Raw genomic sequence first — 14,670 nt, 5'->3', positions numbered from 1 at the left:
GCGTCCCCTCCCCGGGACGCGGCCTCGTGCGCGACACATCGCTGTGGTTCCGCTCCTGCGACTGCGCAGCGGAATCACGTTATGAGTGGCCGCCGCGATCGACCAATAACCCGGCGGCATCTGCAGGTAACCGATCGCGCAGATGGCGCGACGGCATGTGCAGGTAACCGCCGACGATGCGGGTTCGGGAATAAGCGGGGCGACGGCGCGCGACGGGCGGCGATGCTTTCGCCTGCCGGGACGGGGCACCCGCTCCCGCGTTCTGCTTCAGTGGCGCAGTGGCGAGACGGCGGCGCGTACGGTCAGCAGGTGCGCGTCTCGCGAACGTGCCGGCAACGCGACATCGGCGGCCACGGCGTTCCTGGAAGCGCGGCAGCCGCCGGGCTATCTCACGAGGCCGGTGCGCCTACGTCGCCAATCCCAGCGAACGCGCCATCGCCGCGGCTTGCGTACGGTTTTCCACCTGCAGCTTGCTGAGGATGTTGGCGACGTGCCAGCGCACGGTATTGACCGAGATGAAGAGCATGGCGCCGATCTGCGTGTTCGGTGCGCCCCTGGCGAGCAGCCGCAGGACCTTGAGTTCGCGGTCGGTCAGCGATTCGTGCACGCCATTGACGATGATGGCGGTCGCGGCATGGCCCGGCGCGGCGATGTCGCTGTCGACCGGATACTGGCGCGCGGCGGCCGCGCAGATGCGCGCGAGGTAGTCCGCTTCCCTGGCCGGGAGCCGCGCGACCCGCGCCCGATCCCTGGCGAAGGCGATGAAGGTTTCGCCAGCGCTGCGCCCCTGGTCGAGGATGCTGCGGATGAAGCCCTCGTCGACGCCCAGCGTCAGCACGCGGCCGGCGGTGGCGAATGCGGCGTCGATCTGATGGTCCTGCGCCTGCGCCACCACCAGCAGGGAAAGGATCTGGATCTTGCGCGCGCGCCGTTCGGCGATCCTGGCGAGCTGCGCCAGCGCCTGCAGGGGGGCGATGGCGGCCTGCGCCTGCCCTTCCGCGATGAGCAGGCGACATTGGCTGACGGCACGCAGTCCCGGTACGCGCGACCAGGTGGCCGGTACCGTGACGGCATCGTCGAACCCGGAGTGGCGCGCGAAGCGCCGTGCGCCGACCACATCGCCGCCGATGATGCGCAAGCGGATGCTTTCGCTGTTGGCCAGCGCGCAGGTGCGGGCGAAGGCGGCTTCGACGTTGATGGTGATCGCCTGGTCGAGGTAGGCGAGGGCCGCGTGGATCCGGCCGCGTGCGCCGAGCACGCCGGCCATGGCCAGGAAGCCGCCAGTGCGGATGTCGACGTAGGCGCATTCGTCGACGAAGGGGAGATCGTCCTCCAGGATGTCGTAGGCCTCGTCCAGCGCGTCCATCTCGTAATCGATCATCGCCATCAGCACGCGGGGCATCGCCGCGTTGAAGGAGCGCTCGCCGCTGGAGCGCACGGCCACGAGGATCGCGGTGGAAAAGCGGGCGCGTGCATCGGAGAGTTTGCCCTGCGCCAGGTGCGTCAGTCCGGCGACGCAATGGCTGTAGCAGACGCCATACGAGCAGTCGGTGTTGGAATGGAAGTGCGCCGCCCTGACGGAGGCGTCCATCGCACGCTCGAACTCACCCCGCGCCAGCGCCGCCAGGCCGGCGGCGTTGTTCATGCATCCGGACAGGAAGTAGTAGTCGGGATGATCGGGAAAGCAGCGTGCCGCCATCTCGGCGGCGCGATCGATGTCGTCGGCGAACAGCACCACGATCGTGCGCAGCGTGTGGATTTCCGCCTGCAGAAACTGTCGTGCCGGCGCCGAGCCCTGGCATAGCGTGTCGATGGCGGCCTCCAGGCGTTGCAACAGTACTTCGGCGTGGTGGACCTGCGTCATGTGCGCGGCGGCCCAGCACTGGTAGAGCGGCAGACGCGGATTCTGCTCAAGCACGTGGGCGGGGAATCGCTGCATCCAGCGTGCGACCTGCGGCACGTGGCCCAGCTTGATCATGGTGATCGCGGAGCGCTCCACCAGCGCCGCCGCGTGCTCGAAATCGCCGGCATCCAGGGCCATGTTCACGGCCTCCTCGTAATGCCCCCACTGGTCGAGCCACGTGCTGGCGGCCCGGTACAGGTCCGCGACGACGCCGGGTGCGTCGCGCCTGAGCTGCGCACGCAGGAAGTCGCGGAACAGGTGGTGGTAGCGATACCAGCGCCGTTTCGCGTCGAGCGGGAACAGGAACAGGCCACGTGTTTCGATCTGTTCGATCATCGCCTGCGCATCCTCGCGGCCCAGCAGCGCGTTGCAGATTTCCGCGTTCATCCGGTCGAGGATCGACGAATACAGCAGGAACTGCTGGATCTCCGGCGGCAAGCGTCGTACCACCTCGGTCGCCAGGTAGTCCGCAATGTCGCGCGTGTCGCCGGACAAGGTGTGGATCGCATCCTTCGGATCACGGCTGTGCTTCAGGAAGAGGCTCGCCAGTTGCAGGCCCACGCCCCAGCCTTCGGTATGCCGGACCAGCAGGTCGAGTTCGCGCGGCGCCAGTTCCAGCCCGTGTGTGCGATGGAGGAAGGCCTGTGCCTCGCTCGGACTGAACGTCAGGTCGTTGGCACCCAGCTCGCGCACGCGATTGCTCGCGCGGTAGCGGGCGATGGGCAGGGCCGGCAGCACGCGGCTGGCGATCACGACATGCAGCCGGGGCGACGCGTATTCGATCAGGTGATGGACGAGGTCGTTGATGCCCGGCGTTTCCGCCAGGTAGTAGTCGTCGAAGAACAGCACGCGATGGTCTTCGAGTTTTTCCAGGTCGTTGGCGAGCCTGATGGTCAGCTCGCCGACATCGAGCGTCTCGCCGCGGCCTTCCACGAAGCTCTCGGTGGCTGCTGAAACGACGGGCTGGCCGCGGTTGAGGGCGGCGATCAGGTGGCGGACGAACGTGAAGGGGTCCTGGTCGTTGCGATCGAGCGACAGCCACACCGCGTTCGCGCCCAGCCTGGCGTGGAACTGCGCGACGAGGGTGGTCTTGCCGAAGCCTGCCGCGGCGATCACCAGCACCACCTTGGGCAGGGAATCGAGGAGGGGAAGTGTCAGGCGCGGACGATCGATGGCGTCCGCCAGGTGCGTCGGAGGCCTGAACTTGGTGGACAGGATGTGCGATGCGGTGGGCGCCATGGAATGCTTCCTTCGCGACGTGCAACGGGACGCCGGCGGGCTGCCATGAAGTCGTCCCGCGCTTCGCGCGCCCTGCTGTGTCGTGCGCTGTCCGTGCCCGTGTGCGTGGCGAACAGCGGTGGCGGCGACGGAGGAACTTTACGCCTGCTGCGTCTACCGCCCGTCTTGTGTGACTTCATATTTGGAAAGTGACAGGACGGGCGCAGGGGACGCATGCGCCGTCCGTTCGGACGGTGACCTTCCGCCAACGTCGTCGCAGATTTGTCGGCACCTGCTCACACCCGACACAGGCCAGGAGGACATCATGGAACGCATCGAAACCACCTCATGTCATGCGAAGCCGGACCGTGCCGCGGCCGCGCGGTACGACATGGCGTTCTACAGCGATCGGCAGGACGCCGGTGAGGACGTTGACCACGCGGTGGACGTTGCCCCGGACGCGGTGTTCCCGCCCGCCTGCCATGCGGCGCATCCGCATGTCTCCGACCTGCTGGCCGACGTGTCGGTCGCGGTGGTCGGGCTGGGCCACGTGGGCCTGCGCGTGGCGGTGGCGATGGCCGGCAAGTTCCCCACGGTCGGTTTCGACGTGGACGAGACGCGCGTGTCGACGCTGCGCAAGGGCATCGACTGCATCGGCGACGTCGCGCAGGCCGACCTGGCGACGTGCCGACTCGCCCTCCATTCCGATCCCGCGGCACTGGCCGACAGCAACTTCTTCATCGTCGCGGTGCCGACGCTGCTCACCCCTGGCGGCAAGCCGGACATCTGCCTGCTGGAAAGCGCATGCGCGACGATCGGCAAGGTGATGCCGCCGGGCGCTACCGTGGTGTTCGAGTCCACGGTATATCCGGGTGCGACCGAGGAGGTCTGCGGTCCGGCCCTGGAGTGCGCCAGCGGCATGCGCTGCGGCATCGATTTCCAACTGGGCTACAGCCCGGAGCGGCTCAATCCCGGGGATGCGCAGCGAGGTTTCGCATCCATCGTCAAGCTGGTGTCGGCGCAGGATGCGAGGACGCTGGACCGGATCGCCGCCGTGTATGAAACGGTGGTCACCGCCGGCGTGTACCGCGCCAGCTCCATCAAGGTGGCCGAGGCCGCGAAGGCGCTGGAGAACACGCAGCGCGACGTCAACATCGCGCTGGTCAACGAGATGGCGAAGATCTGCGGGTTGCTGGGCATCCGTACCCACGACGTGCTGCACGCCGCGGGTAGCAAGTGGAACTTCCTCCCGTTCACGCCCGGCCTGGCGGGAGGGCACTGCGTTGGTGTCGACCCCTGCTACCTGGCCGACAAGGCGCAGCACCTCGGTTACCACCCCGACCTGATCCTGGCCGCGCGGCGGATCAACGACAGCATGCCGGCCTATATCGCCAGCCAGATCGTGCTGAAGATGGCGGCGCAGGAGAAGCGCATCCGCGGTGCACGCGTGGGGATCATGGGCATCACCTTCAAGGAAGGCGTGCCGGACCTCCGCGATTCCAGGGCGGTGGAGCTGGCACAGGCATTGGCCATCTACGGCATCCAGGCCCACGTCGCCGACCCCCGCGCCGATGTCTACGAAAGCAGGAGCGAGTACGGCATCGAGCTGGAAGACGAGACCGACTGGGGCAACCTCGATGTGCTGGTGCTGGCCGTGCCGCACCCGGAGTTCCTGGGCAGGCTGCATGAACAGATCGACCAGTCGCTGCGCCGCGAGGGCATGCTGGTGGACCTCAAGGCGGTGGTGGATCCGGCGACGCTGCGCGAAGACCTTTTCTACATGTCGCTGTAGGGCGCGTCGCCACACCGACAGGGCCAACGCGGCCGGCAAGGATGAAAATGTGAGGTGATGCGACGCGTCGAGCGCGGCTTGCCTTGCGCACCGTCCAGCGTCTTCAGTGCGCCGCCCGTCGCGATACGTGGCCGGATGTCGCCACGAATCCCGCGCGTCTGTGACAACATCCGACATAGAAATGTGTTTGATGTCACGGATTGGGGTGGGAATGGCAGGTGCGACAGGGGGATGGAACGGGCACGTGCCCGTGCGGGAGCGCTGTGCCGGTGGCGCTGCGGAACGCGAACGCAGCGGGACGCGAGTGGCACTTGGTTCGCTGCTGCTGGCGTTGGTCATGGCGGCCATCGCGCCCGTCGCGCAGGCCCAGGTCTTTCGCGCCTTTGAGCAGCGCTATACGACGACGCTCAATGGCGACCTGATCTTCCTCGCCAACACCAACGTGACCTGCACGACCACCAGTGGCTCGTGCGGGGGCGCTACCAACGACAGCCAGACGATGGTGGCGACGAAGCTGGCGACCGACGCGGGCGACGCCACCATCGTCAATTCCAGCAGTGCCAACCTGGCGCCGGCCGACCTGCCGGCCGGTGCGCAGGTCGTGCGCGCGCTGCTGTACTGGGGTGGCCTGGTCAGCAGCAACGCCGGCAGCCAGCCCAGCCCATCACCGACGACGACCGCGATCCGCTTCGGTCGTCCTGGGTTGGGCTACCAGGCGCTATCGCCCGCCGGTTGCGACGTGTCGCCGCGCTCGACCATCTGGGGGGCGCCGCAACCCCATCATGTCTACACCTGCCGTGCCGACGTGACGAACGCCGTGCAGGCCAGTGGCAGCGGCACGTATCGTGTCGCCAACCTGCCGCTGCAGACGGGCCTGGCCAATCGTTTCGGTGGCTGGACGCTGGTGCTGGTGATCCAGAACCCGTCGCGTCCGCTGCGCAACGTCACCATCAACGACGGCCTGGCGGCCATCGCCACGACCGGTACGAGCCCGGTCAACCAGGTGTCGCTGACCGTCTCCGGCTTCCGTACGCCGTGGAGCGGCACGGTGGCCGCGCAACTGGGCTGGATGGCGATGGATGGGGATCGCGGTGCGCCGGACGGCTTCACCTTCCAGGGCCAGGGCTCGGCGGCGGTCAACGTGTCCGATGCCTGCAATCCGGCGGGCGACGTCTTCAACTCCACCATCTGCCGCCTGGGCAACACGGTGAGCCAGCGCAGCCTGGCCAACAACAACCTCGCCAACACGCTGGGCTTCGATGCCGACATCGTGCAACTGGCCAACACCGGCAATGTCGCACTGGCCAACGGCACCACCTCGGCGACATTGACCGCACGCACGAGCAGCGAGGGTTACGCGATCTCGCTGCTGACCACCGCGATCGATGTATTCCAGCCTGCCGTGGATGCCGCCACGGCGAAGACGCAGGCCAACCTCACGCATCCCGCGCTGCCTGCCGGCCAGGCGCGCGCGGGCGACCGTATCCGCTACACGATCGCGTTGCAGAACACCGGACTGGACAATGCCGCCGACGTGACGATCCGCGACGCCGTACCTGCCGACACCGTGTACGAAGCCGGCAGCCTGCAGGTCGTGGCCGGTGCGAACACCGGTGCCAAGACCGATCTATCGGGCGACGACCAGGCGGAGGTGGCGTCGGCCACGGCGGTATTCCGGATCGGCACCGGCGCCGATGCCCTGCAGGGCGGCATCCTGCGTTGCACCACCTGCGTCGGTGGCCAACCCACGGCCACCACGGTGAGCTTCGTCGTACGCGTGCGCGAGGATGCGCCCGATGGCACGGTGGTCCGCAACACCGCGCAGGTGCGCTACACCGGCGCATCGAGTGGCGAGGTCTTCAACGACAGCACCAACACCACCGAGTTGCGCGTACTGGCGCCCCCGCGGTTGACGCTGGTGAAGACGATCGCAGGCCGTGCGGTGGCGAGTGACCAGTTCACCGTGGCCATCGACAACGGCGGCCCCAGCGCGAGCAGCAGCGGCACGGCCGACAGCGTGTCGACCACGGCGTTCGTCGCGACCGCCGGCACCACCTACACGCTGTCGGAAAATGCAGCGGGTACGCCGGTGGCGGACCTGTCGCTGTACGACACCCGCTACAGCTGCGTGAACAGCATCACCGGCACCACCGACGTGCCACCGGGGCAGGGACGCAGTTTCCAGGTGACGCCCGTGACCGGCGACGACCTGACCTGCACCTTCGTCAACACCCCACGCACCGTGGACGTGGCGGTCGGCAAGACCGCCACCGTCGCCGAAGTGGTCAAGGGAGGGCGCATCGATTACGTGGTCACGGTGACGCATGCCGGCGGCAATGTCGCGGCCGACGGCACGGTGGTGCGTGACGTGCCCGGCACGGGCCTGAGCGCGTGTGCGGTGGACAGCTGTGCGGCCACCGGAGGCGCGGCCTGTCCGGCGGCATCGGCGGCGTTGCTGACGGCGGGTGGTGCCACCGTACCCCTGCTGCCGATGGGGGGACGGGTGACGTTCGCTGTGCGCTGCACCGTCGACTGACGCGTGGAGCGCTAAGCCGACAACGCCAGTCCGACCGCCGCGCGCAGGTCGCGGGTGCCCTCGGTGCCATCGTCAGGATGCTGCGCCAGCGCCTCGCCCAGTGCGCGCAGCGCATGGCGGTCCAGGCCATCGCGCAGCACCGCCGCCAGCAGCGCGCCGCTGCGCCCCCGCACCAGCATGGGCAGCACGGAGGCAGGACCGAGATACGCGATCGCCGCCTGCATCGCACGCCGTTGCAGCCACAGGTCGATCGCGCTGAACGGCGACGCGGCACCCGGGGAGGACAGTGCGAGTGCGATCAGCCGGTCGTCGCCGGGTGCATCGCGATGCACGAGGTCCAGCGCCACCGAGACGCGTGGCAGCCGTTCGTGCAGCATCGCCTCGTCCCAGGCAGGCGCGACGCTCTCCTGCACGTGCAGCCAGCCGGCGAGGTAGGCGTCGAGTTCCGCGCGGGCGGCCTCCAGCGGCACGACCGCGGGCGGGTCGCCTTCGGTGTCGCACAGCCATGTCCACGTAGCTGGCAGGTCGAGCGTGGACAGCCACTGTCCCAGGCGCGCGTGCCGTGCGGGCCCCAGCGTCGTGCGCAAGGGCGCACACGCCGCGCCCGCCAGTCGTTCCGACCAGCTGCGGCACAGCGCCACGATCGCAACGACCAGGTCATCCCCGGGTGCGGCCGCAGCGAGGACATGCCGCCAGTCGTCCGCCTCCTGCAGGTGCACCGGCAACAGCAGCGGGTCGATATCCGTCGCGTGGCCTGCCGACTTCATCGACAGGCGCGCGGACAACGCGGCGCGCTCCGTGCAATGACCACACATGACAAGGCTCCGCGGGCAACAGGACTCCTTCCAGTTCGTGCCGCGGCGGCGTTACCGGACGCGACGGCGTCCTTCAGCCGTCGGTGTCGTTGCGTTGGCCGCGCTGGACGGTGAGATCAGCGCGCATCTTCTGCAACTCCTCGCGCCATGCGGGCCGGAAGCTCGACGCCGGCAGCTGCGGCAGCGCCGCTTCGAGGGCGGACAACTGCGCATCGGCGCGCTCCAGGTCGCCGGCGCGCAGGGCCAGTCGTGCGTCCAGCACCTGGTTGAAGCGCCGCCACGCGAAGTCCGGTGCGTAGGCGCGAAGCAGTACCGTGTTTTCATCCAGCAGACGGCGTGCGTACGCGAGGTCGCCGGGGCCGTCGCGCTCCATCAGCGCTTCGACCAGGCTGATCCGATGCAGCGCGGGCAGGGGCAAGCGGGTGCGTCGGCTCAGTGCGAGTGTCTTTTCCATCATGTCGATCGCTTCGGCCACCTGCCGGCGGCGCGCTTCCGGTGTCTGCGCCGGCAAGGTGAGCAGGCGGCGCGCGAGCATCGACTCCACCCGCTGCACGTCGTCGTGGTCGGGCGGATAGGCGGCACGCAGGATCGCATCGGCCTGGCGCAGCAGGGCGGTGCCGTCGACGCGGCTGCCGGGGTCGAACAGCGACGCGAGCGCGCGTACGCGCAGCAGGTCGGCGTATTCCGGATGTTGCTCGCCGTAGTCGCGGCGCACGATGGCTTCGGCGCGGTCCAGTCCTGCCTGGCAGGCCTGGAACGCGCCCAGCGCGCAATCGGCATGCGCCAGCAAGCGCCACGTGCGGCCTACCAGGGGATGGCCATCGCCCAGTTGGCGTCGATAGTCCGCCAGCAGCCGGGTGAGCAACGCGTGGCCTTCCTGCATGTGGCCCAGCGCCATCACGTTCTGGGCGACGACGAAGCGCGCGGCATTGGCCACCAGCGGCGCGCGATCGCGGGACAGCGCGATCGCCGCTTGCAGGTCGACCTCCGCTTCAGCGAACCGGGTCTGCCGCAACCACCATTGTCCGCGCAGTACCAGCAGCTCGGCTTGCGCCACGTCATCACCGGTTTGCCGGGCCAGTGCCAATGCCTCTCCCAGCGTCTGTTGCGCGTCCGCGCGCCGTAGCAGGTGCCATTGGCTGCGTGCCTGTTCGGTCAGCAGTTGCAGGCGGACGGGGGTCGGGGTGTCGTCGTCGAGGGCGATCAGGGCGGCCTGGGCCACCTGCCCGGCCTGCGCGGGTTTGCCTTGCAGATTGAGCAGCGCGGCCAGCGTCGCGGCCGTGCTGGCCGGATCGTTGCGCTGCAAGGCGCGCGCTTCCTGCGCCAGCACGGTGGCGCGTGCGTAATCGCCGATCGCCATGTAGTTGCGTGCCAGCACCGCCAATCCGCGCGCCTGCACATCGGGATGCTCGCGCAGGTCCATCGCGCGCATGCGTCGCTCGGCATCGACCAGCAACTGGTGCGACGACATCGGCGTGGCACCGAGGCCCGACAGCGTGGCCGTGCCGAGGGTTTGTTCGAAGACCTGCGACAGCGCGCGCGTCTCGGCCGCTTCGTGTGCCAGTCGCCGGCTGTTCCAGGTCGCCATGCCACCGGCCACGGCCAGGGTGGCGAGGGACACCGCCGCAACGATGGCCGTCACGCGATGGCGCGCCACCCCACGGGCCAGGCGGTACACGATGCCGCCTTGGCGTGCATGCACGGGGCGTGCCTGCAACCAGGCCTGCAGGTCCGCACGCAGTTCGGAGATCGATGCGTAGCGGGCTTCCGGCTGCGGATCGGTGGCACGCAACGCAATGGCATCGAGATCGCCCGACAGCCGCCTGGCCAGCTGCGCGACCGTGGTGCAGCCACGCGCACGTGCGGCGTCCATGGGCAGCGTGGCGGCCAGACGCGACATGGGCGGCGCGGCGGTGTCGGCCTCGGCCTGCGCGTTGAAGGCCAGCAGCAGCGGTGAGCGCGTCAGCGGCAGCATGCCGCCGAGCAGGCAGTACATCAGCCGCCCCAACGACCATACGTCGGCCGTCGCGCGCGGCGACTCGCCGGACAGCGCTTCCGGTGCGGTGTAGCCATGCGACATCGCCAGCCGTGGCGCGCCGCCCCGCGAGGTCAGCGAGGCCGTCAGGCCGAAGTCGAGCAACTGCGCCTGGCCGTCCTCGGTCACCATCACGTTGGACGGCTTGATGTCCTGGTGCAGCACGTCATGGGCATGCGCGTACGCCAAGGCGTCGCACACCTGCACCAGCAGCGTGACGCGTTGCCGCAGGTCCACGCGCCGCTGGTCGCACCAGGCATCGATCTGCATGCCCTGCACATAGCGCATGGCGAACCACGGCGTACCCTCCACGTCCACGCCACCATCGATCAGGCCGGCGATGCCGGGATGGTCGAGCGCGGCCAGCGTGTCGCGCTCGCGCAGGAAGCCCTCTATCAGTCGCGGTGAGGACAGTTCGCGGCGGATGCACTTCAGGGCGACACGCTGCTGGTACTGGCCGTCGTCGCGTTGCGCCTCGTACACGGCCCCCATGCCGCCGATGCTGACCAGTCGCTCGATGCGCCACGCGCCCATGCGCCGGCCCAGCAGCGGATCCCGCGCGGAGGCGGAGGCGCTGTCGAAAAGCGCGGCCCGTGGGAAGCGTTGCAAGGGATCCGGCTGCAGCCCGGCATCGAAGGCGGCGTCGGAGGCCAGCAGGCGGGACAGGGCGCCATGCGTGTCCGGATCGTCCCTCGCCAGGCTGGCCAGCGCTTCCGCGCGCGCGATGGGCGGCAGCGTCGTGTATTCGTCGAACAGCGCCAGCGCACGGATCGCCGACGTGCTCATGCGCGTGCCGATCCGGTAGCCGTCGGCAGGGCAGCGCAGGCGTGTGGGCTATTCACGAAGAGATCCCCTTGTCGGCAACAGCGCGTGGACGACCGGCACTACAAGCCTTGGTCGGCCAATCCTGCGCGGTCAGGACACGTCTTCCCCGATCCTGTCGCAGGCCGCTCAGCATAGGCAAACCATCGGCGCGCTGCAGCGGCGCCCGCGCCCGCCATGACGCGGCGATGACGCGGGACGAACTAGGCTGCACGCTTTCCCATCAGGAGCACCCGCATGGCCGAACCCACTCGCGAAGAGGTCATCCTGCAGCTGGATCGCGTGGATACCGCGCTGGAAGCGCCCGACGCCGACAAGGCGGCGCTGATGCGACAGGCCGTGGACTGGCTGGCGGAGCATCCGCCGAAGGTCGCGGCGGACGCGCTGTACTACCGCGAGCGCCTGCAGGTGATCCGCGAGCGCCACGGCGTGGCGTAGCGCGCCAGCCGCTTATGCCTGGTACTGCTTCTCTTCGATGAAGCGGGAACCGGCCAGGCGGTTGATGGTGTTCTTCACCACGATGCGCTCGCCATTGCGCTGCGCGACGGCACGCGCAAGCTCGACGAACCCGGCATCGAACGCCTGCGCTGCTTCCTTCGCGCGCAGGGCATCCTGCACATCCCACATGCGCTCGTTGATCGCGCGCAGTTCTTGCTTCAGCGTCGCCAGTTCGTCCTGCGCCGCGGCGAGCGGGTCCCACAGTGTGCGCAGGCCGTCGAGTTCGACCTGGACGTGCGCGCGCTTGCCGGCATCGTCGATGCGCTCGGACTTGATCTCGAGGATGGACAGCTTGTCGGCCAGTTCGCCGATGGAAACGGGGATCAGGATGGTGTTCATGCCGGCATTCTAGCGCTGGTGCGGCGACGGGCGGTGTGCATGGCATCATGCGCCGTCATCGGTGACCGGAGAACGCCCGCATGCTGCAGCGCCTGTTCGTGTTGATCCTGGTGGTGGCTGTGCCCCTGACTGCGGCCGCCGCGCCGTCGCAGGTCCGCATCGTGCAGCGGGACGGTGCCTACGTGATGCTGGTCGATGGGCAGCCGTTCCGCGTGAACGGCGCCGGCATGTCCAGCGGCGGCCAGGAAGCCCTGGCGGCTCGCGGCGGCAATTCCTTCCGTACCTGGAGCACGGGCACCGACCACGCCGAGGTCCGCGCGATGCTGGATCGCGCACAGCGCAATGGCTTGAAGGTGGCGATGGGCATCGAGGTGGGCAACGAGCGCCACGGCTTCGATTACAACGACCGCGAGGCGGTGAAGAAACAACGCGAGCGGATCCGCCGGGAAGTCGCCCTCTACAAGGACCATCCCGCCGTGCTGATGTGGGTGGTCGGCAACGAACTGAATCTGCACTACAGCAATCCGAAGGTGTGGGACGCCGTGGGTGGCATCACCGACACGATCCATCAGGAAGATCCGAACCATTCGGTGATGACCACGCTGGCCGGTTTCGACCGGAAACTCATCGACCTGTTGAAGACGCACGCGCCTTCGTTGGACCTGATCGGCATCCAGCTGTACGGCGACATCGGCGCATTGCCGGAGAAGCTGGAAAGCAGCGGCTGGACCGGACCCTATGTCGTCACCGAATGGGGCCCTACCGGGCATTGGGAAAGTCCGCTGACCGCGTGGAAGGCGCCGATCGAGGACGATGCGTCGCGCAAGGCGATCCTGCTGCAGCAACGCTACGAACAGGTCATCGCCGCCGACAGGAAGCAGGGGCTGGGTTCGTACGTGTTCCTGTGGGGCAACAAGCAGGAGCGCACGCCAACCTGGTACGGGCTGTTCCTGCCCAGCGGGGAGAGCACGCCCGCGGTCGATGCGATGCAGTACGTGTGGACAGGTGCGTGGCCCACGAATCGCGCGCCTTCGATCCGGCCGCTGACGCTGGATGGCCGCGTCGCCATCGACAGCATCACGCTGGCCGCAGGCAAGCCCTACACGGCGAATGTGGAATCGAGCGATCCCGAGGGCGATCCGCTTCGCTATCGCTGGACGGTGCTGCACGAAAGCAGCGCCACCAGCATCGGCGGCGACCGCGAGGACGTGCCGCCTGACGTTGCGCTGGCCATGGAAGAAGACGGCAGCGGCGGCCTGCGTTTCACCGCGCCCAGCGCGGCCGGCATGTACCGCTTGTTCGTGGAAGTACATGACGGTCACGGCCATGCGGCCTACGCCAACCTGCCATTCCGGGTCGAGGCGCGCTGATCCGCCCACTGCGTTCCGTTGGCGACATCGACGCTGCTGCTGCGCCGCAGCATAATGGGGTATGGATGTCGTACCACCCCCCGTTTCCCTCCCCTCCGACGCGGATGCACTGACCGCGCGCCAGGTCGGCCTGATCCTGTTCGCACTGACGTTGGGCGGTTTCGCCATCGGCACCAGTGAGTTCGCCAGCATGGGGCTGATGCCCAACATGGTGGCCTCGTTGGGCGTGACCGAGCCGCAGGTCGGGCACCTGATCAGCGCCTACGCGCTGGGCGTGGTGGTCGGCGCGCCGTTGCTGGCGATCCTCGGCGCCGGCTGGAAGCGCAAGACCCTGCTGCTCGCCCTGATGGGCTTCTACGCGCTCGGCAACCTGGCCAGCGCGCTCGGGCCGACCTACGAAAGCCTGCTGGTGTTCCGCTTCATCGCCGGCCTGCCGCATGGCGCGTACTTCGGCGTCGCCGCGCTGACCGCAGTGGCGATCAGTCCACCCAACAAGCGCGGCCGTGCGATCAGCCTGGTCATGCTGGGCCTGACGCTGGCCATCCTGATCGGCAATCCGCTGGCCACCTGGCTGGGTCAGATGATCGACTGGCGCTGGGTATTCGCGGCGGTGGCCGTTGTCGCGCTGAGCACGGCCTTGCTGCTGGCCATCTGGTTGCCGGCCGGCATCGAGGGTCCGAAGGCGCATCCGCTCGACGAACTGCGCGCCTTCAACCGACTTCCGGTGTGGCAGGCATTGGCCATCGGCGCGATCGGTTTCGCCGGCATGTTCTCGGTCTTCAGCTACCTGGCACCGACGATGATCGAAGTGACGCGCGTGTCGCCGGCGTGGATTCCGCTGGGCCTGGCCGGCTTCGGCGTGGGCGGCGTGATCGGCAACTTCGTCGGCGGCTGGCTGTCCGACCGCTTCCAGTTGCGTGGCGCGTGGATGGTGCTGGCCTGGGCGGTGGTGGCGCTGCTGCTGTTCCCGTTGCTGGCGAAGGGATTGCCGACGATCCTGCTGGCCACGGTGACGATCGGTCTGATGGGCGCACTGGGTCCGATCCTGCAGTCGCACCTGATGGATGTGGCCGGCGACGCGCAGACGCTCGCCGCCGCTTCGCACCACGCCGCGTTCAATACCGCCAACGCACTCGGACCCTGGCTGGGCGGCATGGCGATCACCGCCGGTTACGGCTGGACGTCAACGGGTTACGTGGGCGCGGCGATGGCGGTCGCAGGCCTGCTGATCTATCTGTGGGCGCAGCGGACCTTGCGCGGTGCGGCCACGCCGGCCGACGTTGCGTGCGACGCCGCGTCCTGAGTCCTGTCAGCCGCGCGTCATGGGTCAACGCATCGAGCT

Annotated in this window: 9 protein-coding genes; 5 read left to right on the top strand and 4 right to left on the bottom strand. The window is 68.5% G+C overall.

Translation table 11 applies throughout. From position 1 onward, the window contains the following. Nucleotides 1-406 precede the first annotated feature (406 nt). A complete protein-coding gene (locus AX730_RS19055) occupies nt 407-3,142 on the bottom strand; it encodes a winged helix-turn-helix domain-containing protein (RefSeq protein ID WP_062350618.1) in 2,736 nt (911 codons plus the stop codon). 304 nt (nt 3,143-3,446) lie between these two features. On the opposite strand from AX730_RS19055, the gene AX730_RS01000 reads away from it, so the two are divergent. Both AX730_RS01000 and AX730_RS00995 read left to right on the top strand, forming a co-directional pair. Continuing rightward, entirely contained in the window at nt 3,447-4,913 is a 1,467-nt protein-coding gene (locus tag AX730_RS01000) for a nucleotide sugar dehydrogenase (protein ID WP_198146950.1), read from the top strand. A 304-nt stretch (nt 4,914-5,217) separates the two neighbouring features. Then, nucleotides 5,218-7,449: a DUF11 domain-containing protein gene (locus AX730_RS00995; RefSeq protein WP_062350616.1), complete on the top strand. Its 2,232-nt coding sequence runs from the start codon at nt 5,218-5,220 to the stop codon at nt 7,447-7,449. 11 nt (nt 7,450-7,460) lie between these two features. Here the strand turns inward: AX730_RS00995 and AX730_RS00990 are convergent, their stop codons facing one another. Both AX730_RS00990 and AX730_RS00985 read right to left on the bottom strand, forming a co-directional pair. After that, nucleotides 7,461-8,264 (bottom strand): hypothetical protein, encoded by an 804-nt coding sequence (locus AX730_RS00990; protein ID WP_157074027.1) that lies wholly within the window; start codon nt 8,262-8,264, stop codon nt 7,461-7,463. Between the two features lie 73 nt (nt 8,265-8,337). Continuing rightward, the gene (locus AX730_RS00985; RefSeq protein ID WP_062350610.1) at nt 8,338-11,085 is read right to left on the bottom strand and encodes a serine/threonine-protein kinase; all 2,748 of its coding nucleotides are present in this window, start codon (nt 11,083-11,085) and stop codon (nt 8,338-8,340) included. 273 nt (nt 11,086-11,358) lie between these two features. Here AX730_RS00985 and AX730_RS00980 point away from each other — a divergent pair, with 273 nt between their 5' ends. Next, on the top strand, nt 11,359-11,559 hold the full coding sequence (locus tag AX730_RS00980) for a hypothetical protein (protein ID WP_062350608.1): 201 nt from the start codon (nt 11,359-11,361) through the stop codon (nt 11,557-11,559). 12 nt (nt 11,560-11,571) lie between these two features. Here AX730_RS00980 and AX730_RS00975 read toward each other — a convergent pair whose 3' ends face one another. Further along, nucleotides 11,572-11,958: a DUF6165 family protein gene (locus tag AX730_RS00975; protein WP_062350606.1), complete on the bottom strand. Its 387-nt coding sequence runs from the start codon at nt 11,956-11,958 to the stop codon at nt 11,572-11,574. Nucleotides 11,959-12,038: 80 nt separating this feature from the next. On the opposite strand from AX730_RS00975, the gene AX730_RS00970 reads away from it, so the two are divergent. Together AX730_RS00970 and AX730_RS00965 are read left to right on the top strand one after the other, a co-directional pair. Next, nucleotides 12,039-13,328, top strand: coding sequence for a glycoside hydrolase family 2 TIM barrel-domain containing protein (locus AX730_RS00970; protein WP_062350603.1), 1,290 nt, complete (start codon nt 12,039-12,041; stop codon nt 13,326-13,328). Nucleotides 13,329-13,389: 61 nt separating this feature from the next. Next, a complete protein-coding gene (locus AX730_RS00965; protein ID WP_062350600.1) occupies nt 13,390-14,631 on the top strand; it encodes an MFS transporter in 1,242 nt (413 codons plus the stop codon). Nucleotides 14,632-14,670 lie beyond the last annotated feature (39 nt).

This window comes from Pseudoxanthomonas mexicana (assembly GCF_001556105.1).
Classification (GTDB): domain Bacteria; phylum Pseudomonadota; class Gammaproteobacteria; order Xanthomonadales; family Xanthomonadaceae; genus Pseudoxanthomonas_A; species Pseudoxanthomonas_A mexicana_A.
The sequence above is the reverse complement of the archived record's forward strand: the minus strand, read 5'-3'. Positions and strand labels throughout refer to the sequence as shown.